Genomic DNA, 21667 nt, shown 5'->3' with positions numbered 1-21667 from the left:
TTCTAAAATTCACCTTGCACTCCATTTTTATGATACAATAGAAATGTTTTTATTCTTTCATATAGTATTTTAGAACTATGTTGTGTTGGAGGTAGTTTGTGTGGAATGGTATATCAAAGTGGTAAAAAATTATGTGGGATTTCAGGGAAGGGCAAGGCGTAAAGAATATTGGATGTTCTATCTGTTCAATTTCATCTTTTCTTTTGTCTTGGGGTTTATTAAAGGTTTTACGGGATTTTCCCTTTTGCTCAACCTTTATACAATTGCGCTGCTGTTGCCTTCGCTGGCGGTCACTGTCCGGAGGCTTCATGATATCGGAAAAAGCGGCTGGTGGATTTTAATCGGTTTTATTCCAGTTGTCGGACAGATTATTTTGATTATCCTCAATTGTCAAGACAGTGAAAAAGGGGAAAATCAATACGGGCCGAACCCGAAGACAGCTATCTAAGCGAAAACCGCCTGAGGACAGGCGGTTTTTTTAGTTGCCGGGGGGAGAAGTTGCTTTTTCTAAAAACAAAAGCAGTTCCTGCCAAAATGTTTGAGCTGCAATGGCATCGGCTTCAGTTTTTCCGCCATAGGCGATATTTCTGCTTTTTCGCCCGGATGTCGGAAAGTATGGAGGCCTGATATTATGGCCGGCATTTTCAAAATATAGATGTTTAACAGAATAGGGGAATCTATTCTTTTTCAGCCGTTCAACGATTTTCTCGTTCATAGAGGCAGAAGGCCATACCAAATCATCAGTACTTGAAGTTAACAGAATAGGACCTTTAATATTTTCCGCTTTAATGATTGCAGGATGATCATCTTTCACTTTTCGTAAAGCCTTTTGGTAAAGATCAAGAAAAGCATGAGGCTTTTTTGTGAGCTTATGTTTCATGATATTCCACAGCTGAGAAAGCGAAAACAGCGGCAGCGGGGCAAAGGCGAGCGGTGCGCCATCAAGACTCCAGGAAGATGTCTGCCGGAGTTTTTTTAATCCAACCCCTTGAAAGACGACTCCGCCGCCTACATGAGAAACAACAAAACGGATTTCAGGAAAATGGGAACCTATTAGCAGCGCCAGTTCGCCGCCTTTTGACCGTCCGCATATTCCGATCTGACGATGATGAAGTCCTTCTTGGCGACCGAGCCAATCAATCGCTTTCCGAAAATATTCAAGCGGGATTTCAAGCAGTTTTTTAGGAAGCTGTTTGTATTGAAAATAAGGGATTGCAAATGTTGCATATCCGTAATTTGCTAACATGCCTGCCATTGTTTCATCAAGACCGCCGTCAGAGCCCCCTAATACGATGATTGCGGGAGGCCGGTTAACGGCAAGCGGACGAAAAAAAGTGCCGGACAATCCATTTTCGGTTACTTCCTGTCTCTCTACTGTTTCAGAAAGCAGCACTCGTTTTATTTCTTTACGCAAGATGATGCGTTCTTTTTGCTTCACTTCAATGCGGTAAACGGAGGGATTGACCGATTTTTTATGAAACGAGCAGGAAGATTCAACAGCCTGCATTGACCAAAAAAGCCCCATCTGATCCTTAGATTGATAGGTTCCTTTTATAGGAGCTGCTGTTTCAGGGTCGACTTCTCCTAATCTATTCGCTTGAAAAACAGCGTGTGATCTCCACTCTGCGTCAGCTTCATCTTTCACTGTAACGATGATTTCAATGATGTCAAACGGTTGAAGTCCGCTTATCTTCAGATTTATTTTTTCATTCCATTTGGAAACTGCAGGTATGTGTAAAACCGGTTGCAGGGTAATCAAGACGGCACTTCCTTTTCAAGTTTTGTGTAAAATAAATCGACGCACTCCTCAACATAGTCATCAATCCGATCATCGAACGAATCCTTGAATGCGGGCAAATGTTGAAACATAATGTATTGATTCAGTAAACCGAAAAACATTTGGCTTAACATTTGAAAGTTGCCGCCTGAAATTTTTTCTTCGGCATAGAGCTCTGCAAAATAAGCCTCTAAAAAGCGGTTGAGACGGCGGGGAATATCCATGATTAATTCGCAAACTTCTTTATCCTGTACTGCGTCATTGAAATAAAGTAAAAAAACAGTACCTTTTTCCAGGTTTTCTTTTAAATACGCTTTTGCAATGAATGAGAGGTCTTTTCGTAAATCGCCGGTCAGTATTGCTTTAAGTTCTCCAATAAAATCTCCTGATGCAACATGTTGAATAACACTTTCCCGAAATAAATTCTGTTTATTTCCGAAGTGTCTAAAAAGGGTTAAATGATTGACTCCTGCCTTTTGGGCAATTTCTCTGGTGGATGCGGCTGTATATCCTTTTTCTTTAAAAAGGGCAAGCGCCGCTTGGATTAATCGATCCCTTGTAGATTGTGTTGACATAAGTTCCTCCTAAAATGTAACCGATTGATTACATCATAATTGAACTTTGCCGTGTAATCAAGTGGTTACATATTTTGAACGCAAAAAAAGAGGATACAAATTCATTGTATCCTCCGGTTTATTCACAGTGTTATTCCGCTTCCTCAAGCAGCGTTTCCGCAGCTTTCTTCACCTCTACGTATGAAACGTGGTGGCCGTCGATTTCGTTGATCGTGAATTCAAATCCCTGCTCGGTGATCATGTCGCCTTTTTGGACGTCATATTTTTGCGTCAGGAACCATCCGCCGATCGTGTCAATTTCCTCATTGTCGAGCTGAGTGCCGAGCAAATCGTTGACTTGGTTGACGAGCACTTTACCGTCGAGAATGTAGTGGTTTTCGCCAATCTTGCGGATTTCATTAATTTCATCAATATCGAATTCGTCACGGATTTCGCCGACGATTTCTTCAATGATGTCTTCGACTGTCACGAGTCCGGCCGTTCCGCCGTATTCATCAGAAAGGATCGCCATATGAACGCGTTCTTTCTGCATTTTCAGAAGCAGATCGTGGATCGGAACGGTTTCGATCACATGAATGATCGGATTGATAAACTGTTCAATCGTGTCTTCTTTGGAGCAGTCTCCGCTGATGCAGGCCGTCAGTATTTCCTTGACATTGATGACGCCGACGATGTTGTCCTTATCTCCGTCTTCAACGGGATAGCGGGTGTAGCCTTCGACCTTCGTGATGTCGATCATCTCGGCGATTTTCATATCATTTGGAAAGCTGACGACTTCTGTTCTCGGGATCATGATTTCCTTGGCAAGACGGTCATCGAATTCAAAAATTTTGTTGACATATTTGAACTCAGATTGATTGATTTCGCCGCTTTTATAGCTTTCTGACAGAATAATTCGCAGCTCTTCCTCTGAGTGCGCCATTTCATTTTCAGAAACTGCTTCAAGGCCAAACGCTTTCGTCAACAGCCTTGCTGATCCGTTCAGCGCCCAGATGAATGGGAACATGATGCGGTAGAACCAGATCAAAGGTTTTGCAAAAAGGAAGGAAACGGCTTCCGCTTTTTGGATCGCAAGCGTCTTCGGAGCGAGCTCACCGACAACCACATGCAAAAACGTAATGAAGCTGAAGGCGATCACGACTGAAACGATGTGTGATACAGAGCTCGGAATGTTCCACTTCACAAATAGCGGTTCAAGCAGCCGGGCGACCGTCGGCTCCCCAAGCCATCCGAGACCGAGAGCCGTCAAAGTGATACCGAGCTGGCAGGCCGATAAATATTCGTCTAAGTGCGTAATGACTTTTTTCACCGATACCGCTGTCTTGTTTCCTTCAGCAATCAACTGATCAACCCGCGAGCTTCTGATTCTGATAATCGCAAACTCAGACGCTACGAAAAATGCTGTTAAAGCAATTAATACAGCAACAAAAATCAAATTAACTATTTCCAATTAGGACCTTCACTCTAGCGTGAGAATGAAGGTAACACCTCCTGTTTAGTAAAAGATTAACTAAAGCAGCAGCAAAAATGACTGGATGACCGTCATTTTTTCAGGAGAAAGCCGGCTTTTCAGAATCTTCCGTTCATCGGGATTCAGCCGTTTCAATCTGTTTAAGATCACGGAGATATTGTCATTGACATGATCAATTTCCGTTGTCAGGCTTCCAATTTCATCATCATTCACAGTTGAAGAGGGAAACTGGTTTTCCAGCCTTACTTTAATGTCGGACAGGGCCAATCTCTGCTGCTTGCAGTCCATAATAAACTTCAGCCGTTTGAGAGCGGCTTCATCGTAATAACGGTAGTTTGAACATGATCTGTCAGGCGTTAACAGCCCGAGATTCGTATAATAATCGACAGTCCGTTTTGTTACGCCAGCAGCTGCTGCTAATTCGCCAATGCGATATTTCTCTGCCCCATCTGCATCCCTCCTCAACCATCACGTTATAGTTATAAAACATTTTAATATATTAGAAGCTGTTTATACAAGTTAATTGATCAAAAAAAGGCGTAAAATTGATGCGAAAACCTTTATTTATCTAAATATTCGAGAAAATATTGTTAGATTTAAAGTTTAGACATTTGACTGACTCTTTTTTAATAAAGTAAGATAATAGTATATATTTGGCTTGGAGGTGGTTAGATGGGGCCCTCTGCATAGTCATTTTTACAGAACGCACATCAGCCTTATTAAGGGAATTTGAATTCATCAGGAGGTGACTCCTTATCCTTTGTGAAGGATAAGGTTAAATGGACGATATTGTTAGTCTGATAATCATCGGGATTCTGATTGCTTTAACTGCTTTTTTCGTGGCATCGGAATTTGCGATTGTCAGAGTCAGAAGCTCCCGTATTGATCAGCTGATTGCTGAAGGAAACAAAAAGGCGGTTCGCGCAAAACAAGTGGTATCGGATTTGGATGAATACCTTTCAGCTTGCCAGCTCGGCATTACGATTACAGCACTGGGACTCGGCTGGATGGGGGAGCCGACGGTTAAAAAGGTGCTGCATCCGGTCTTTGAAAGCTTGCATGTTTCTGGCGCTGTATCACACGCTCTTTCAGTTGCCATTGCATTTTCAGTGATTACATTCCTGAACGTCGTGGTTGGAGAACTTGCCCCAAAAACAATCGCGATTCAAAAAGCCGAACAGATGACTCTGTGGCTGGCGGGACCTTTGCACTTTTTCAATGTTGTCATGTTCCCGTTCATCTGGACGCTGAACGCCTCAGCCAGAGTGCTGACAGGGTTATTCGGTTTGAAGCCTGCTTCGGAAAAGGATGAATCCCATTCGGAGGAAGAGCTGCGAATCCTGTTATCAGAAAGCTACAAAAGCGGAGAAATCAATCCGTCTGAATATAGATACGTTAATAAAATCTTTGAATTCGACAATCGGATCGCCAAAGAAATTATGGTGCCGCGCACGGAAATCGCCTCTGTCCCGCTCGATATGCCGATCGATGAGGCCATTTCGGTTATGCTGCAGGAAAAGTATACGCGCTGGCCCGTCTATGAAGGTGATAAGGATCATGTCATTGGCATGATCAATACGAAACAGCTGTTTACGGATATGCTCATGATGTCAGAGGCTGAGAAAAAGCGGCTTTCCCTTGAAGTCTATGTCCGCCCGGTTATTGAAGTCATTGAAACCGTGCCTGTTCAAAAGCTGCTGATCAAAATGCAGCGGGAACGGATTCACATGGCGATCTTAACGGATGAGTACGGAGGGACATCGGGCCTTGTGACGGCCGAGGATATTCTTGAAGAAATCGTCGGGGAGATCAGGGACGAATTCGATGAAGACGAAAAACCGCTCATCGAAAAAGTCTCCGACCATGAATACATCATGGATGGAAAAGTGAGAATCGATCAGGTCAATGAGCTGTTTGAAGACGATATCGAGGAAGAGGAAGTCGAAACAGTCGGCGGACTTGTGCTGAAAGAAAACATAGATATCGCGGAAGGCCAGGCGGTGCATATCGGTTCTTATACGATAACGGTTCTCGAAATGGAAGGGCGTCTGATTAAGCACGTCGAAGTTAAGCGGGAACAAACAATAGAACATGTAGAGCTGGCACCGGCAAATCCGGTCGTCGTAAACGAAGTCACCTTGAGCGAAAAATAGCTCAAGGTGATTTTTTATTTTAAGAAAAAAGTCATTTGAACAGGAACATTCGTTCGTATATAATGGGAACAAATGTTCTGTTTGAGGGGTGATTGATTTGCTGTGGTACGAAATCATTTCGGAGGAAGAGAGGAAAACGTATATTAAGCGGATCGAATTTCATTTGCGGAATTGGAAAAATTACAAAGCCGCCGTGCTCAATTTAGAAAGGAGAATGGAGAAGGAGCAAAAGAATGGGCTCGCCGTCAAAGAAAGAAACGCTGAATATCAGATCGACGCCGAAAAAAGGCTCTATCAATTTTTGCTTGATTCGATGGAAACGGCTGTCTCCGAGTTGGATGAACTCGAGCGGAAGCTGGTGGAATGCCGGTATATTCATAATTGGAGCATGAGAAAATGCGCGATGGAAATCGGCTACAGCGAAAAAACGCTGTTTTTAATGAAGAAATCGCTGCTGGACAAGCTGCTTGTCAGCTTGGCGGCGATCACAAATATTTAACGCACGGCGGGAGGGGCTTGTTTGAGACAAGCCCTTCAGCGTGTCGCCAAACCCTCGGATTCGTTGTCAGGCCTACGCTTCGGTGCTCACGAATAGGAAAAGGACCGGCGGCTAACCGCCCATGCGTCCTGCCTGAACACCGCGGTCATCACCTCCTGTGAAAGTTAGTTCCGATGCTCGACCTTCCTAGACTGCAAGGGTTGCGGGTCACGCTGAAAGGATGACAAAATCCCAAAACTAAAAGCCGTTTTGGAATTTTGTCAACAGTCTGAGGGCTTGTTTAACACAAGCCCTTCTTTTCTGCACTGCTTCAGTTTTTTTTCAGGTTCTTGACGCGATGATGACACGGGAGAGAGCAGCTTTTCTTTTATGATAAAGACAAGCTTTAAACAGCGGGGAGGTTTAACACATGTGATGAAAGAAATGCCGGTCATTGTTTGAGACAAACGCTTCAGGAAAGGAGAGGAAGAACATGGATTTTTCTGAAATCGCGCTCGTTCCGCTGATTACGGGATTGGTGCATACGGTAAAGCTTGTCGGCATTCAGAAACGATTTCTCCCCATCTGTGCAATTGTCTTCGGCATCTCGATTTCTCTCTTGTTTACTGCAGGGAACTGGAAGGAAGACATGATGATCGGAACTTGGCTTGGATTGTCATCAGTTGGATTTTACTCCGGTTCAAAAAACGTCTTGAAACCATTATCAAAGGAGGAGATTGAACATGAAGATTTATTTGGACCCGGGACACGGCGGAAGTGATCCGGGAGCAACGGGAAACGGTTTGCAAGAAAAGGATGTGACGCTTGCCATTGCTCTCAAAATCAATGAGATTCTATTAAAAGAGTATGATAACGCAGAGACAAGGCTGAGCAGAACAACAGACAAAACGGTCACACTTCAGGAGCGCACAGACGATGCCAATTCGTGGGGGGCCGATTTGTTTGTCTCCATTCATACAAACGCTTTTGACGGTACGGCGTACGGGTATGAAGATTACATCTACAGCGGTTTGACCGATGAATCAGTTACCGCTCTTTATCAACGGATCATTCACGGCGAAGTGATCAAGCAGAACGGACTCAGAGACAGGGGAATGAAAAAGGCGAACTTTCATGTTCTTCGGGAAACAGTGATGCACGCCATTTTGACGGAGAACGGCTTTATTGATCATCCCGAAGATTCGGCAAAAATGAAAAGCGCCGCCTGGATCGAACAAACGGCGCGGGGACATGCAGCCGGCATCGCACTCTGCCTCGGTCTGACGCAGCGCGAGTTTCCCCTGTATAAAGTGACGATGGACGGAGGGCAAATCGGAGCTTACCAAGAAAAAGACGATGTTTTGAACGTTATTTCTGCAAATTGGAACAGCTTTCAAACAGCGGCTATTGAAAAAGAGTAGAAAGGGAAGAATCCATTTTGAATCATTCAAAATGGATTCTTTAATGTGTTCGTATCTTTTTTCATTTGTCGGTGGTGTTCCTTTCTGAACAATGCCATACAAATCAATAAAATCAAACGTAGCGGGACACCGCTTTTGTGACGGTGAGCGCAAGAAAAATGACAGCCGGAAACACACACGCTAATGCCGGTTCATAGCCAAACGAGAATAATTGTTTCATTATAACATCATTTTTTCACGAAATCAGCATGCTGCCGGCCCAGAATCCCCCGAGTGAGCATGCCATTGTAAGCAGCATGTAAACCGCTGAAGCCTTTACCCGCTTTGCAGCCAAAAGCTGAACCGCTTCGACGCTGAACGTCGAAAATGTTGTGAAACCTCCGAAAAATCCAGTTCCGACCACGATAGAGACCGTTTGATTGTCAATGCCGAGGCTGACGAATATGCCGAGGGCGAATGAGCCGAGAATATTGATTACCATCACGCTGACCGGAATGCGGGGGCGCGGAAACATCGCTATCAGCACATTGCCCAGCCAAAATCTTAAAACGGAACCGATTCCTCCCGCGATCATAAAACCAGCTGCCATCATGATTGATACCGCTCCTTTTCTTTCCCTGCCGCTCCGCTGACCCTTTTGCCGATCGCGATTCCCAAAAATGCGAAGCATACCCCGCAGGCAAGTGACGCCATCAAGTACAGAGCTCCGATGTGCGGAGCAGCCGATTGCAGCAAAAGTACGGTTTCTTTAGAAAAAGCGGACATTGTCGTATACCCACCGCAAAACCCCGTCCCCATACATAACTGGACGAGCGGCTTTTTTGCCCGAGCCGCAAAAAAACCTGTCAAAAGGCCGAGCAGAAGGCTTCCAGACGCATTTTCAATAAAAGTCGGCCAAGGAAAACCGGCGGTGCCGCCATGCAGATTGACGAAGTAACGCAGCAGCGAGCCGAGAGCTCCCCCGATAAAAACGGCAACATATGATTTCATACTCTTCCTTCTTTCTCAAAAATAATCCGGGTAGTCGGTAATGATCCCATCGATTTTCCAGCTTTTGAGGCGGCGTCCCGTTTTCTGCCCGTTAACCGTCCAGGCCAGCGCCTTCAAATCACAGCTGTGAATCGATTTGATCAGAAAAGGGCTGACCATCGTAGCTTTCAGGCTGACGTATCGGGCAAACGACGCGATTTGCCGCAGCCGGCCGCGCGGCAGCATTCCGAATCTCGGCCTGATCAAAACGGCAGCAGGAATCGAAGGATACATGTGATGAAGCGCCCTCATGGCGCCGGCGTCAAACGACTGGACAATCGTGTTCATCGAATGGCCAAACCGGCTGATCAGTTGTCCGGTCGCTTTTTCGATTCCGGGCTGGGTTTTGGACGACTTGATTTCGATGAGAAGGCCCGTCTTGTTTTGATACTTCTCCAGAACAGCTTCAAGTGAAGGGATCTTTTCGCCTTGAAATTCCGGGCCGAACCAGCTTCCTGCATCCAGCTTTTCGAGCTCATTCATCGTATACTCGCGAACGAAACCGGTACCGTTCGTCGTTCTGTCAACCTTGTCATCGTGGATGACGGCAAGTTTGCCGTCTTTTGTCAGCTGTACATCGAGTTCGATAAAATCAGCCCCGAGCTTCACCGCTTTTTCAAAAGCGGCAAACGTATTTTCGGGGGCGTAAGCCGAGGCTCCGCGATGTGCGATAATATGCAAACATGTCAGCTCCTCTTGATAAAATCTTTCCATCACAAGGATACCCGATTTTGTCGATGCAAGTAAATCATTAGACTGAAGCGGACAAAAAGGCAGGGAGAAGAGATGTGCGACAAATTTCGGCAAAATGGTACAAAAGCATCATTTACTAAAAATTCTGATATTTTATAATGGACAAAAGGAGGCGAGATGATGGGTAAAGGGAGAATTAAAGTGGAAGAACGGATCAAGATCGAAACCGATGCTGAAATGTTTAAAGCGACTCTCCTTGATCAAACACAGTCTCAGAAGAAGAAATAGCGGTGTTGGCCCGAATCACGTTGTCTCTGGAACAATAAAATATGATGATCATCAGGCTGCCGAAGGTGTTCGGCGGCCTTTTATGCGTGTCGACGGATATTTTTGGCTTACAATAAAGTGAGAAATTTTTTGCTGGTTTTAGTATAATAAAAGCTTGATGAGTGAAATAAGGGAGAGAAAGCAATGTTCGAAAAGTATATGACAATGGATTTCGCTGCCGATATCGGAATCAGCATCGGTATCCTTCTTTTATTTTTCGCGTTTAGAAAAATATTTACGAAGTACTTATTCAACCTGATACTGAAATTGACGAATAAGACGAAAACGGACTTTTTCAATCAGGTGGTGCTGGCGTTTGAAAAGCCGGCTCGGTGGTTTTTTGCGATACTCGGTATTTATCTGGCCATCATTTATTCCCCGTTTTTTGATGGGCATATGGCGATCGTTCATAAACTGTACAGAGTGTCCGTGATTTTGGTCATTGTAAGCGGCCTATACAACTTAACGGCGGCTTCGTCGGTTTTATTCGATAAAATCAATAAGCGGCTTGAGCTTGATATGGATGATATTCTTGCGCCGTTTCTGTCCAAGATTCTTCGCTTTATCATTGTAGCGCTTGGAATCAGCGTTATCGCCGGAGAGTTTAATTATGATGTCAACGGGTTTGTTGCCGGACTCGGGCTCGGCGGATTCGCTTTTGCTCTTGCGGCAAAAGACACTGTCGGCAACTTTTTCGGCGGAATTGTCATTATTATGGAGAAGCCCTTTACAATCGGCGATTGGATTGAAACGAATATTGTGACCGGATCTGTTGAAGATATATCGTTCAGAAGCACGAAAGTCCGAACGGCCGGAGAGGCTCTCGTTACCGTTCCCAACTCGGTGCTGGCTAACGAAGCGATCATGAACTGGACGAAAATGCGAAAGCGTCAGGTCACCTTTACGCTCGAAATCGATCCGTCAACACCGCGGGAGAAAGTCGAACGGTGTGTGGAGCGTTTTAAAGAAATGCTCAAATCGCACGAAGGGGTCAACCCGGATGTCATTATGGTCAATTTCGATGTCCTGAAGGATACGCATTTAAGCATCTTCTTCAACTACTATACCAATACGACGGTCTGGGCCGAAAACTTGGACGTCAGACAGGATGTGAACTACCGCATTCTTGACATTATGAAAGAGGAGCAGGTTGACTTTGTTTCCCCGGGTCACAGCCTCTTTGAGTTGAAGAAAATGAAAGATCAGCAAGGAAATGCTTAGGTAACGGTTTTTGAAAGGAGACAAGCCAAATGGAGGAAGAAGCCCTGAGATTTGCGGATATGATCGAAAATGCCGAGCGCATTACCGTTTTGACAGGCGCCGGTATGAGCACGGAATCAGGCATTCCTGATTTTCGTTCAGCCGGCGGCATATGGACGGAAGATCTGTCGAGAATGGAAGCGATGAGCCGTGATTATTACGAACGATATCCAAAATTGTTTTGGCCGAAGTTTAAAGAGCTTTTTCAAATGAAAATGACCGGAACTTATCAGCCGAATGACGGGCACCTTTATTTAGCTGAACTCGAGAAGAGCGGTAAGGATGTCAGAGTGTTCACGCAAAATATCGACGGGCTGCATCTTAAGGCGGGAAGCCGCCATGTATATGAACTGCACGGTTCGATCCAAACAGCCACATGTCCAAAATGCGGGGCGCGCTATGGTCTTGACCACATTCTTCAAGAAGAAGTGCCAAGGTGCAATCGCGTCAATGGCAAGGGGAGAGAATGCGGATTCATATTAAAAACGGATGTCGTGCTGTTCGGCGATGCCGTTCAGCATTTCGACACGCTTTTTGAAGTCCTCAACGAATCTGACCTGCTTTTGGTGATCGGCACTTCACTTGAAGTGGCGCCTGTCAGGTTTGTTCCTGAAGAAGCGCACCTGATCCCCGGGTTGAAGAAAGCCATGATCAATCTCGATGAGACACCTTACGATCATTTATTCGATATTGTCATCCATCAAAAAATCGCCGAGTTTGTTCGGAAACTGAACCGTTAAAAAAAGAAGGCGCTCCAGACTGGAGCGCCTTTTTCTGAGCTTCATCACAATTTTTTATAATAAAAAACGGATGCATCGAAGCGGCCGTCTGCAGATTCCGCGTATGCGGGAATGCGGCCGGCTTCAGCAAAGCCGAGCGAAGTGTAAAGAAGGTTGGACGGGTCTTTTTCCCTTGTATCCAGCACGAGAAGGGATCTGCCTTCCTGTTTCGCTCTGTCGATCGCTTTTTGCATTAACGATCGAGCGATGCCCTGCCGCCTGAAGGCGGGATCTGTCATTAACTTGCAGATTTCCGCTCTGTGGCGGCCGTTTTGTTTTGTGCATAAGTGCAATTGAACACTTCCCGCGATCCGGCCGTTTTGTTTGGCAATCCATAAAACCGAATCCGGTGTAACGGCTGTTTTCCAATAAGCCTCCGCCCGCCGCTTTTCAAGCGGAGGCAGAAAGCCGACCGATGCCCCGTCATCGACGACGCGGATGAGAAGCTCTGCCAATTGATTGGTATATTCCGCAGTTGAATGCAACTCTTCAATTTTCATTTACCCACCCCATGATATAAAGATAACTGCATCATAATCAGAAAACTTTTTTTTGGCAACAAGTGTGTCAGATGATCACACTCGAGGGAGGAAATAAAAAAATCCCCTTCATCAGGGGATCAGACATGGGATGCTATTCATGCACGGGTGTCATCGATTCATCAAGTGTTGCAAATGAATACCCCATGTTTTTTAAATTTGTCAGCAATAACGGCAATGATTGAACCGTTGAAGGAATATCGTGCATCAGGATCACGATCGGCTGTTTTGTGTTCCGCTTTTCAAGCGTATTCAGCTGGTTCATGACTTCCGGAACGAATTTTTGGCTTCTGTATTTCCAGTCCAGGCTGTCAATATTCCAGTCCCAATAAATAAATCCGTTCTTTTTCAGCACTTTTTTCTGCGCTTCGGTCAGCGAAGGTTTGCTTCCGTACGGTGTTCTGATCAAATGGGTTTCAACCCCGGTGATAGACTTCAGCGTTTTTTGAGCCTGCTTCATTTCCAGATTAGGAGAATTGGCGCCTTTATAAAATTGCTTTTGGTCATGGGTTACCCCGTGAAGTCCAAGTGCATGGCCCTGCTGCTTCATATTGAGAACGGCTTCTTTGTGAAGCTTCATGTTCGGTTCGAGCATGAAGAATGTCGCTTTAGCATCATGTTCGGATAAAATTTGCAGCAGCCTTTGGCTTACGGCTGAAGGCCCATCGTCAAACGTCAAATAAACCGTTTTTTTCTTCGATTTTTCTTTCTTTTTTTCCGCAGCAGCTTTTTGCTTCTCTTTTTCCTGCTTGCGCTTTTCGATCTGCTGTTTTGTGCTCAAGTGATCGAGAAGTTCGCCTTGCGTTGCTTTTTTGAGCGGAACGCTGTCTCCTTCATGCCTCATTTGGCTGTTTTCCGACACCGTAAGCTCTTTTTTCTCAGTAGCGGCAGAGGACTGTGAAAGGTCCCACACGTACAGGAGAATCAGACACAACACGAAAAAGCACGCTGCTTTCGTCAACAGATAAGCTACAGATGGGGCAGTTTTCTTTGATACTTGGCGCATGTCACTCTCTCCGTATCATTTTTCTCGTTCCAATTCCATTATGAGATAGAATGCTAGTCTCATAAAATAATGGATCACAATGTCTAAGTATACAGGATTGGAAAGAAGATGAATACAGGATGAAGGGAAAAATATATCAAATTTTAAGAGAAAATGTTGAACGATAGGGAATGCTGTTTTTTTGATCCTGAAGGCGGAAAAAAGTTTTTGGAAATATTGCACTATTTCGAAGGGCAGGGTCGTGTTAGAATGGAATGGAGAAAATTCAGAAGTCAACAAAAAACAAGGGGATGGAGAAATGAAAGTTCTTTTTAACGGCCGGCTGATGGAACGGGGCGAGTGTGCGGTTGATATTGAGGACAGAGGCTACCAATTTGGAGACGGCGTCTATGAAGTCATCCGCATTTACAATGGAATCTTGTTCACGCTTGGTGAACACATTGCCCGCTTATATAAAAGCGCAGCCGAAATCGGAATCGACCTGTCTTTTTCAGAAGCCGAACTGAAAAGCCAGCTGAAAGAGCTCGTCGATATCAATCAGATGCGGGACGGGGGGCTGTATCTTCAAGTGACAAGGGGGAAAGCCCCGAGGAAGCATCAATACGAAGCAGGGCTTACGCCACAGGTGACGGCTTATACATTTCCTATTCAGAAGCCTGAAAAAGAACAGCAAAATGGTGTTTCGGCTATTACTGCGGACGACATGCGCTGGCTGAGATGCGACATTAAAAGCTTAAATCTGTTGTACAATGTAATGATCAAGCAAAAAGCGCATGAAGCTTCTTCATTTGAAGCGATCTTAATTCGCGACGGTTTGGTGACGGAAGGGACGTCCTCAAATGTTTACGTCGTCAAGCAAAACGTTATCTATACCCATCCTGTGACAACGCTCATTTTAAACGGCATTACGCGGATGAAAGTGCTTCAGCTGTGTGAGCAAAACGGCTTGAATTTTGAAGAAAAAGCGGTGACAAAGGATGAATTGCTGGATGCGGATGAAGTGTTCATCACGTCAACGACAGCCGAAGTCATTCCGGTCACATCGATTGACGGGCAAACAATCGGCTCCGGAGCGCCCGGACCGTTCACCAAAAATGTGCAGACCGCTTTGCAAAACAGCATTTTGTCAGAAACAGCCAAAACGGTTTAACAAAGAAAAACGCCATTTCCCCCAAGGAAACGGCGTTTTTTTATTTGCGGAAACCGAACAAGATTGAAAAGATCGGCGATAAATAAAGGAAAAACACAAACGGCAAATATTCAATGACGGGAACGCCGAGCGCGCTGGACATGAACGCGCCACTGACTCCCCAAGGGATCATCGGATTGATTAATGTCCCTCCGTCTTCAAGCGATCTCGACAAATGCTTCCGATCGATTCCGAGCTTGTCGTACAGCTTTTTAAAGGACTGTCCGGGAATCAAGATCGATAAATACTGTTCACCTGTCGCCAGGTTCATGCCGATGCTTGATGAAACGGTTGAGAACACAAGCCGGCCTTTCGTATGAATGCCCTTGATCACACCTTCAAGCAGGCTTGTAATCAGGCCGATCTTTTCCATGAGACCGCCGAGCGCGAATGCGATGATGATCAGGGAAACAGAACCCATCATCGATTGAAGGCCGCCGCGGTTTAAAATCTTCTCAACGGCTTCAGTGTCGGCTAAGAAAACCGGACCATTCTGCATCGCTGACAAAAACGATGAAATGCTGGCGCCAGGCTGAATCAACGCGGCAAGAATTCCGGCGGAAATGATCCCTGCTGCAAGCGACGGGATGACGGGCATCCGCCTGACAGCAAGTACAATCACAAGAAGAGGCGACAGAAGCGACCAGACGCTGATGTTGACTGTGCCTTCTATTCCGTTTATGATCGCTTGAATGTTTTCGGTTGAAGCCGGTGCTGCCGTTAAAGAACGGCCCATGAAAAAGAAAAGCAAAATCGTGATCAAAAGAGCAGGGATCGTCGTTCCCGCCATATGTCTGATATGCTTGAAAATCGGAAGCTCCCCGACTCCTGCGGCAAAATTGGTCGTGTCAGACATCGGAGACATTTTGTCGCCGAAGCAGGCGCCGCAAATCACAGCTCCCGCCGCCCATGTCAGGGGTACGCCGGCCGCCGCGGCCACACCGATGAGAGCGACGCCGATCGTGCTGACCGTCGTAAAGCTTGAGCCGACCAATGAACTGATCACAAGACAGCTGAAAAGTGCGGTGAGCAGCAGGTGCTGCGGTTCAATCAGGTTCAACGCGTAAACCGTTACCGTCGGAATCGCGCCGCTGTACTCCCAGACTCCGATTAAGATGCCGATTAAGCAAAGGACGATAATTGGCTGAACGCCATTCCGAATGCCTGAGACAATGCCGCTCTCAAGATCTTTCCAGGAATGGCCTTTCACCGCGCCGACCGCGGCCAAAAAACCGACGCAAATCAACAGCGGTATGTGCGCTTCTGCTTTAAATATGAATAAGCATGTAAAAATAATGAACAATATGGCCAAAAACAATAGAGCCGATATGGAAAACGATAGTCGTTTTTCGTTTGACAAATCATACACCTCATTAGAAGAAATATCTCTCTTTAATACTTTGATGCTTTTGTGCATAAACGTATTATAACAGAAAAATAGATCATATACTTAAATTAAAATATTTCAAACATTTTTCAAAGGTTCGCCCATTCTATTTTGAAAGCGCTGACTTTTTTAAGATATAATAGATTGGAGAAAGATATGTATTTGATACATGTTTCAATGATCCTTTAGCTAAAATAGGGGGAAATGCGATGACTTGCACTGTTCAGAAAAGCCGGTTTTTACATGAGGAAGCGATCTGGTTTGAAAATGATGATTTAGAGGCTGTACTTGTACCAGGATGGGGAAGCAATTTGATTTCATTGAAGTGGAAGCCGGGCGGGTTGAATTTGTTGAAAACACCTGAATCAAAGGAAGAATATAACGCGAATCCGTTTTTATTCGGAATCCCTGTTCTTTTTCCTCCCAACCGGATCGATCACGGGAGATTTACATATGCGGGAAGAACGTACGAGCTGCCGATCAATGAAAAGCCGTTCGAAAACCACCTGCACGGATTTCTTTACGATAAAAAGTGGACGGTAGAAAAAATGGAGGCAACAGAAGAGCGGATCATCGTGCAGACGAAGCTGGACTCTGATGATCATCCGAGCATCAAAGCAATCTTCCCTCACTCGTTTTCCATCACCATCACCTACACATTAGAAGGACAGCATCTGAAAATCGATGCATCGGCTGTCAACCGCGGTCAAGACCCGATGCCGATCGGATTGGGGTATCACACATCTTTCCGCTATCCTTTAAATGAAGCAGGGGATAAAGAAAAGTGCCTGTTTACTCTTCCTGCCTCAAAGCAATGGACGCTGACAGACCGCATGCTGCCGACAGGCGAGTATCGGATGACAGAGGCGTTCAAAGCGGGAAAAATGGCAGCGGGAGAAAGGCTTGATGATATATTGGCTGCTGAGCAAGACCGGGAAGGAAACAGCACCGCCGTCATTGCGGACAGCCTTGCCGGCATTCGCGTCCGCTACCAATGCGACGGTCATTTTAAGCACTGGGTCGTGTTTAACGGTACATCTGATCAAGATGATCTGCTTTGTATAGAGCCATACACTTGGATGACGAATGCACCGAACCTCAACCTTCCGAAGAATGTGACTGGATTTCGGGATTTGGGGCCGCAGGAAGAGCTGACGATGCGAAGCAAAATTGAGGTGGGCGGAATATAATCGATATTCCGCCTTTTACCATGAGCTTTTATCAAGCGTAAATGCTGTATGGGATGCTTGTTTGCCCTCTCTCCAATCCAATTGAATTGTCACCTTGCGGCCGGCGAATTCGGCTTCTTCAAGCCCTTCCAAAAAAGAAACGGATTGTTCTTTTGACCCTCCGGCGGGAAATTCGCCTCCCGCGTAATCTTTCATCGGCGTTTCGATTTGGGCGTTCAAAACAATTTCATCACCAAACTTTACGACCAATTTTTCCAAATATGTATCGTCCAGCCGCTCCCGGCTGCCTGTCCAATACAGGTTCCCGCTGAATTCGCGGCCTTCATCGCCTTTTTTAATCACGGCCTCCCAATTTCCGTCAGCGCTTTGCCCGTTCCATTTTGGGTATTCCGCCATATAGAAACCGATCAGCCTGCCGCCGAAATAAACGGCGCAAAAGGCCATGAAGAGGGAGGAGATGAATAGAACCGGCCGCTTGTATTCCTGTTTCATATTAACCACCGCCTAAAAAGTTCTGCTTTATAATCATAAAGCAGAACAATCGGAAAAAAAGCCATTATCTTAAATTTTTAAGGAAACGGGTGCGGGTGCAGGTTCAGCTGTTCTGGTCTTAACGGTTCTTCCGCAAAGCCGAGCTTCTTCGGCACGGTGAAAATTCTCTCAAGCCCTTCCAGGCGGATGAAGCGCTGTCCGAATGTCATCGGAATCAGGCCCGGGATGAGAACTTTCACACAATAAAGTCCATTCCGTTTGATAACAGGGGAAGTCTGATCAACGACGATCACTTCAAGGTTGAGACTCCGGAAAGCTTCAAGCAGGTCGCAGAGATCTTCGGTTAAATCAAGGTATTTCTTTCTTTTTTTAAAGGCATTGTCGAATGTTTGCAGAGGCCGGCTTTGATTCAGCAAAAAACGGAGCCGCTCTTCCGCTTCGGGCAGTCCGTACATGAAGCTGTGATCCTCCATTTCCCGCACTAAAGCAGGACTGCGGAGCATCTGCTGATATTTGCTCCTTTCAGATTCAAATTTGCGGTCGTGCTTCAACATCATGCCTGCCAGCTCATGAAGGGCGCTTTTCACCGCTTTTACGGGATCGGGGTGGGCGCCTGCGGAACAAATCAGATTCAATCCTTCCCGTTTTCTGTTTTTGGCGATCGCCCAAATGCTTGGAATGCCGTATTCCATCGTTGAATTAAAGACATGCAGATCATATCCCGCCACACTTCGCACCCTCTCTGTCATGAGGCGCAATTCCAGATCTCCTGAAGAGTCGAGATCCAGCTGCCGAAGTGGAAGCCTGGTATACCAGGCAAGCAAAAATGAATCGCGCTCAGCCGCTTCTAATATGCCGTGGAAAATCGCTTCCTCCAAACTCCCTCCGAGTGCACAGCCGTTCGATGTTTCATAGACAAAGCTGTCTTCCCGCCCCAGGCTGTAATACGCGAGCGATTCAGGAACGAGAATCGGCCGTTTCTGCAGAAATGAATAGCCCCATACCCAGCGGAGCGGGCGGGCCGGATGAAACGGCTGAAAAGGAAAATCGGGATGCGTGTATTTTTCGGCTTGATGAAGCCCGACTTTTGCCGGGTCGAGCGCACGATCTTTTACATTTTCGTAGGTGTCATGTACGATCGTCCGTTTGCCGCGCGGTTCAATCCCGGAATAGCGTTCCAAACCTTCTAAGATGGCGGTTAATTCGCTGTCTTCATACGAATGGCTCCGCCCTCCTACCCCTTCATTTCCCATCCATAAAGGCATATTGACGATCATATCGGCAAACGGCAGAATCGCGTCATAAATTTTGGCGTTGAATATCCCCGTTCTCTGGTCCAAATAGTCTTTGGAGAGCGTTTGTTTTAAGTCGTCCGTGTTCCGCACGCGAAAGCTGTCCGGGTTCGTTTTCAGGCTGGGCCGGAGCGATATCCGCGCGGATTCCGGTCCGTCTTCGGGCAGACTGCCGCATATAGGGCATGTCGGTTCCGGTATGAAAGCGTGCAGCGAACTTTCTAGCGTTTTCAAATTGACGATGTACAGCTTTTTTTCCAATCGGCCGCGCCCGCCGTTCATGATGGTGTCGACTTCTGTGCAGATCAGGCTGACCATCTGGCGGCAGCCGGTCTTTGAAGCCCACGGATCGCGGTTTATGTCATTGCTTTTTTGTTCCAGTTCAAGCGTCTCTATGCTGTCGGGGCCGGAGACATACCGCCTCATATCGGCGCATTTTGAACATCCTGACTCTGACGGATAAACGAGCGGCCCGATTACCCCTTCCCCAAAAGATGCAAACCCGCGAAGCCACGGAATCCCTGCCGCCCTTAGCACTTTTTCGGCCTCGCGATATAACAAAGGCCGCCAAGCGTCGTGCAGCACAAGAACGAACGAAGTCTCCGCCGGTATTCTGCTCTCAAAATCAGACCTGCGGATAACGTTATATTCAGCGGATAATTGTTGTGATGCGCCTTCAGCCATCAATCCTTCGCCAACGACCAAAATACAGCGCTTCATCAAGGTTCCTCCTTTCGCAACTGCACGCAATAGATTCCTGCTAGTTTTTCTTTTAAAAATGGTTCAACAGGCAGCTCATAGACATACAGCTGCAAGCCCCGGTTGTTTTTCAAGGTGGAAAGCAGTGTTTTTTGCAAAGCAGCGGAAACGGGGATAGCAAGCTTCAGCTCACCAGGCTCCAGCAGAACATCCGCACCTTTCAAAGGATCTTTGTCTGTCAGCGCCCGTTCGAGCGCTTTTCTGAGAGCCGATGTGATGTTGAGTCCAGAACTTCCGTACCAGCGGCCGCGAATTCCCGCCCATGCAACAGGGAAGCCTTCTATGTTTTTCCCTAAACCGATTTCCGGTTTGCCGTACAAGACTGTCAGCGCTTTTAAATAAAATGCAGAATGCCGGTCTTCGATTCCGTCCAGCTGAACGAGGGAAATCATTTCTTTTCCGCTTTTTATCCGTTCGCGCAACCGGTGTTCCAGGCATTTCTCCAATCCCCTTAATACGCCTTCAGCCAGCGTTTCTCCGGCGGCGATCGCGAAATCCCCGCTATTCGGATAAGAACGGGTCAACCTTGATGCATACATTTCAATACCCGTCAGCCCGGCTTCCCGCCGCGCCTCTTGATGGGTCAAACCGACCGAAATCGTCTCAGGCAAAAGCTCCGCAGGTCCGGAAGAGAGCGGATCTGCTGTCTGAACAAAGCATTGTGCTAAAGGAAGCTGTCGCAAATGTTTTTCTTCCCACAGATGAAAAATGCCCGTTACGGGTGAGGTCAGTTCGGTGAAACATTGGAATAGCCGGCTTTCTGTTTCTCTTCCGGGGCGCTCCGAAAGTTTCGCTTCAAGGTCGCAGATGAGTTCAGCCGAATCCTTGCCGCAACTGAAGTCCGGATGGGGAAGAAACGCATGCCAGCCGCCTTCGAGCGTTGCCAAATCAAGCAGGTACACTTGATTCTTCTTAGATAATGGCTCAAGCTCCGCAGATGCTTTCATCAATTCGAACACAATAACATTTGCCAGCATGTCTTTTCCTGCCAAAGGAAAGGTTCCAAGCGTCCGATCTTCATGGAGCGCAGACCGATGGAGGCGCCTCCAGGCAGCCTCGAAGCAGCCGTCTCCGTGTTGTTGGAAGACAGGGCCTGCCAGTCCGACTTGTTTCAGACAGATGCCGGGTATGAATCCTTTGTTCTCTTCAAGGCAAAACGTTTGAAGATCGCGGAGCTCATCTGTGAAGCCGCGGTCAGAGACATACAAAATCCAATCGGCAGATCGCACCGCTTCCCGCCAATGTTGCGTTTCGGCGAAGCCAATCTCCAGTCCGCTTTCTGTTCGCTCTGATATTTCTGCCAGTTCGTCTAAAGCGTGCCCGGATGCATCCGTCACGATCGCACGGATTCTTGAAAAACCGGAATCGATCAGCGACCGGACCAATTTCGTGAGAAAGGAGCCGGTCCCTGCAGCCAATACTTTGGTTTGGCGCGACAGCTGAAAGCGGTAAGCGCCGGAATCGGCAAAGCTTTCAATAAATTCGATTTGGGCTTCATACGTTTTAAGCACTGAGCTTTCCAGTTTGTGCGGGTGATCGCGGCTGACGTCGCGAACGAATCCGTTTTTATAAAGCGTTTCTCCGATTTCATATACTCTCTTTCGGTACGGAGCTTGCAGTCCTTTTGTCAAATCTTCAAGCGAATGTTCCCCGTTGAACATCGGCAGAAGTTTTTCGATCCATTGAGCAATCGAAGATCCTTTTATGCGAAACGACCCGGAATTATTTCTAAAATACGCGCCGCCGTTCGGATCAGGAAGAAACCATGTATCCCGGTTTACTTTCAGGCGAGCGGAAGCAGTCAGGTGTGTCATGCTCCTCCTCCTTTAATGTTTTAAAAACAAGACATA

At 46.4% G+C, this 21667-nt stretch carries 23 protein-coding genes; 10 read left to right on the top strand and 13 right to left on the bottom strand.

Translation table 11 applies throughout. The annotated features are described in order from the left end of the window. Positions 1–100 precede the first annotated feature (100 nt). Positions 101–448: a DUF805 domain-containing protein gene (locus tag H2R00_RS09945; protein WP_182070946.1), complete on the top strand. Its 348-nt coding sequence runs from the start codon at positions 101–103 to the stop codon at positions 446–448. Positions 449–478: 30 nt separating this feature from the next. Here the strand turns inward: H2R00_RS09945 and H2R00_RS09940 are convergent, their stop codons facing one another. The 4 genes from H2R00_RS09940 to H2R00_RS09925 form a co-directional block, all read right to left on the bottom strand. Further along, a complete protein-coding gene (locus tag H2R00_RS09940; RefSeq protein WP_182070945.1) occupies positions 479–1759 on the bottom strand; it encodes an acyl-CoA thioesterase/bile acid-CoA:amino acid N-acyltransferase family protein in 1281 nt (426 codons plus the stop codon). Beyond that, positions 1756–2352: a TetR/AcrR family transcriptional regulator gene (locus H2R00_RS09935; RefSeq protein ID WP_154996569.1), complete on the bottom strand. Its 597-nt coding sequence runs from the start codon at positions 2350–2352 to the stop codon at positions 1756–1758. Before H2R00_RS09935 ends, H2R00_RS09940 begins: the two co-directional genes overlap by 4 nt. Before the next feature lie 130 nt (positions 2353–2482). Next, complete coding sequence (locus H2R00_RS09930; protein ID WP_182070944.1) at positions 2483–3802, bottom strand: hemolysin family protein; 1320 nt, start codon at positions 3800–3802, stop codon at positions 2483–2485. A gap of 60 nt (positions 3803–3862) precedes the next feature. Next, positions 3863–4288, bottom strand: coding sequence for a Cu(I)-responsive transcriptional regulator (locus H2R00_RS09925; protein ID WP_154995036.1), 426 nt, complete (start codon positions 4286–4288; stop codon positions 3863–3865). A 314-nt stretch (positions 4289–4602) separates the two neighbouring features. Here H2R00_RS09925 and H2R00_RS09920 point away from each other — a divergent pair, with 314 nt between their 5' ends. The 4 genes from H2R00_RS09920 (at position 4603) to H2R00_RS09905 (ending at position 7875) form a co-directional block, all read left to right on the top strand. Next, positions 4603–5976, top strand: coding sequence for a hemolysin family protein (locus H2R00_RS09920; RefSeq protein WP_182070943.1), 1374 nt, complete (start codon positions 4603–4605; stop codon positions 5974–5976). Positions 5977–6073: 97 nt separating this feature from the next. Then, a complete protein-coding gene (locus H2R00_RS09915; protein ID WP_154999716.1) occupies positions 6074–6475 on the top strand; it encodes a transcriptional regulator in 402 nt (133 codons plus the stop codon). A gap of 472 nt (positions 6476–6947) precedes the next feature. Next, on the top strand, positions 6948–7235 hold the full coding sequence (locus H2R00_RS09910; RefSeq protein ID WP_154999714.1) for a hypothetical protein: 288 nt from the start codon (positions 6948–6950) through the stop codon (positions 7233–7235). Beyond that, positions 7198–7875, top strand: coding sequence for an N-acetylmuramoyl-L-alanine amidase family protein (locus tag H2R00_RS09905; protein ID WP_154999713.1), 678 nt, complete (start codon positions 7198–7200; stop codon positions 7873–7875). The genes H2R00_RS09910 and H2R00_RS09905 overlap by 38 nt, the downstream gene beginning before the upstream one ends. Positions 7876–8110: 235 nt before the next feature. On the opposite strand, the gene crcB is transcribed toward H2R00_RS09905, so the two are convergent. Genes crcB through H2R00_RS09890 form a run of 3 tightly spaced genes read right to left on the bottom strand, consistent with a single transcriptional unit; the run spans position 8111 to position 9585 of the window. Further along, positions 8111–8467, bottom strand: a complete 357-nt coding sequence (crcB, locus tag H2R00_RS09900; RefSeq protein WP_154999711.1) for a fluoride efflux transporter CrcB — start codon at positions 8465–8467, stop codon at positions 8111–8113. Then, positions 8464–8865, bottom strand: a complete 402-nt coding sequence (locus H2R00_RS09895; protein ID WP_154999710.1) for a fluoride efflux transporter FluC — start codon at positions 8863–8865, stop codon at positions 8464–8466. Before H2R00_RS09895 ends, crcB begins: the two co-directional genes overlap by 4 nt. A gap of 15 nt (positions 8866–8880) precedes the next feature. Then, a complete protein-coding gene (locus tag H2R00_RS09890; RefSeq protein ID WP_244958305.1) occupies positions 8881–9585 on the bottom strand; it encodes a glycerophosphodiester phosphodiesterase in 705 nt (234 codons plus the stop codon). Between the two features lie 192 nt (positions 9586–9777). On the opposite strand from H2R00_RS09890, the gene H2R00_RS09885 reads away from it, so the two are divergent. From H2R00_RS09885 to H2R00_RS09875, 3 genes are all read left to right on the top strand, one after another. Beyond that, the gene (locus H2R00_RS09885) at positions 9778–9885 is read left to right on the top strand and encodes a YhdX family protein (RefSeq protein WP_003180159.1); all 108 of its coding nucleotides are present in this window, start codon (positions 9778–9780) and stop codon (positions 9883–9885) included. Positions 9886–10068: 183 nt separating this feature from the next. Next, positions 10069–11145 carry a mechanosensitive ion channel family protein gene (locus tag H2R00_RS09880; protein WP_154999708.1) on the top strand — a complete coding sequence of 359 codons (1077 nt, stop codon included), beginning with the start codon at positions 10069–10071 and terminating at the stop codon, positions 11143–11145. A gap of 59 nt (positions 11146–11204) precedes the next feature. Further along, complete coding sequence (locus H2R00_RS09875) at positions 11205–11924, top strand: NAD-dependent protein deacylase (RefSeq protein ID WP_244958329.1); 720 nt, start codon at positions 11205–11207, stop codon at positions 11922–11924. 44 nt (positions 11925–11968) lie between these two features. On the opposite strand, the gene H2R00_RS09870 is transcribed toward H2R00_RS09875, so the two are convergent. After that, positions 11969–12463 carry a GNAT family N-acetyltransferase gene (locus H2R00_RS09870; protein WP_154999706.1) on the bottom strand — a complete coding sequence of 165 codons (495 nt, stop codon included), beginning with the start codon at positions 12461–12463 and terminating at the stop codon, positions 11969–11971. Between the two features lie 133 nt (positions 12464–12596). Beyond that, a complete protein-coding gene (locus tag H2R00_RS09865) occupies positions 12597–13508 on the bottom strand; it encodes a polysaccharide deacetylase family protein (RefSeq protein WP_154999704.1) in 912 nt (303 codons plus the stop codon). A 298-nt stretch (positions 13509–13806) separates the two neighbouring features. Between H2R00_RS09865 and dat the strand changes: the two genes are divergently transcribed. Next, a complete protein-coding gene (gene dat / locus H2R00_RS09860; RefSeq protein WP_154999703.1) occupies positions 13807–14658 on the top strand; it encodes a D-amino-acid transaminase in 852 nt (283 codons plus the stop codon). Between the two features lie 40 nt (positions 14659–14698). Here dat and nhaC read toward each other — a convergent pair whose 3' ends face one another. After that, positions 14699–16057 (bottom strand): Na+/H+ antiporter NhaC, encoded by a 1359-nt coding sequence (nhaC, locus tag H2R00_RS09855; protein ID WP_182070942.1) that lies wholly within the window; start codon positions 16055–16057, stop codon positions 14699–14701. Positions 16058–16293: 236 nt separating this feature from the next. Here nhaC and H2R00_RS09850 point away from each other — a divergent pair, with 236 nt between their 5' ends. Next, on the top strand, positions 16294–17274 hold the full coding sequence (locus H2R00_RS09850) for an aldose 1-epimerase (RefSeq protein WP_182070941.1): 981 nt from the start codon (positions 16294–16296) through the stop codon (positions 17272–17274). A gap of 15 nt (positions 17275–17289) precedes the next feature. Here the strand turns inward: H2R00_RS09850 and H2R00_RS09845 are convergent, their stop codons facing one another. The 3 genes from H2R00_RS09845 to H2R00_RS09835 all read right to left on the bottom strand — a co-directional run bounded on the left by H2R00_RS09845 (position 17290) and on the right by H2R00_RS09835 (position 21631). Then, positions 17290–17766, bottom strand: coding sequence for a DUF4944 domain-containing protein (locus H2R00_RS09845; protein ID WP_154999699.1), 477 nt, complete (start codon positions 17764–17766; stop codon positions 17290–17292). A 77-nt stretch (positions 17767–17843) separates the two neighbouring features. Then, complete coding sequence (locus H2R00_RS09840; protein ID WP_182070940.1) at positions 17844–19778, bottom strand: TOMM precursor leader peptide-binding protein; 1935 nt, start codon at positions 19776–19778, stop codon at positions 17844–17846. Then, positions 19778–21631 carry a putative thiazole-containing bacteriocin maturation protein gene (locus H2R00_RS09835; RefSeq protein ID WP_182070939.1) on the bottom strand — a complete coding sequence of 618 codons (1854 nt, stop codon included), beginning with the start codon at positions 21629–21631 and terminating at the stop codon, positions 19778–19780. Before H2R00_RS09835 ends, H2R00_RS09840 begins: the two co-directional genes overlap by 1 nt. Positions 21632–21667 lie beyond the last annotated feature (36 nt).

It is taken from the genome of Bacillus haynesii (genome assembly GCF_014042035.1).
Taxonomy (GTDB): Bacteria; Bacillota; Bacilli; order Bacillales; family Bacillaceae; genus Bacillus; species Bacillus haynesii.
Note: the sequence above shows the minus strand (reverse complement) of the source record. Positions and strands in the feature narration are given on the sequence as shown.